The following is a 587-nucleotide window of genomic DNA, read 5'->3' on the forward strand; positions in this document are numbered from 1 at the left end:
ACCCCACCGGAGGTGACGATGTAGGTGAAGCTGTCTGTGCCGTGGTAGTTGTCGTTTGGCGTGTAAGTGACGCTGCCGTCCAGGTTGACCGAGACCGTGCCGTTGGCTGGGCCGTTATTGCTATCCAGCGACACCACTTTGTCGTCGCCTTCAAACGTGTCATTACCTAAAACCTTAATGATGGTTGGCGTGTCTTCCACAACCGTCGCGTTGTCTGCCACGATGTCCGCCACTGGCGCTACTGTGAAGTTCACCGTTTGACTGACGCTTTCGCCGCTTGGATCGGTGGCCGTAAAGGTCAGCGCTTCTGAGCCGTTCCAGTCCGCAGTTGGAGTGAACGTAGCAATGCCATTTTCAATCGACACCAACACGTTGCTGTTGCCAGAAACGCTGAAGGTCAGATCGCCATCCACGTTATCCACATCGCTGAAAGCGGTATTTAGATCGATGCTGTATGGCGTAAAGTCTTCTGCCAAGGTTTGGTCTGCAATGCTACTTTCAACCACAGGTGTGTCGTTCACCGCATTCACGGTGACGTTGACCGTCGCTTGGTCAGTCAGTGAACCATCCGTAACGGTGTAAGTGAT

At 53.5% G+C, this 587-nt stretch carries 1 protein-coding gene; it reads right to left on the minus strand.

Features of this window, described 5'->3' with window-relative positions; genetic code table 11:
- On the minus strand, positions 1–587 hold a 587-nt coding region (locus R7Q46_RS28755; RefSeq protein ID WP_318078519.1), incomplete at both ends, for an Ig-like domain-containing protein.

This window comes from Vibrio sp. 811 (genome assembly GCF_033339195.1).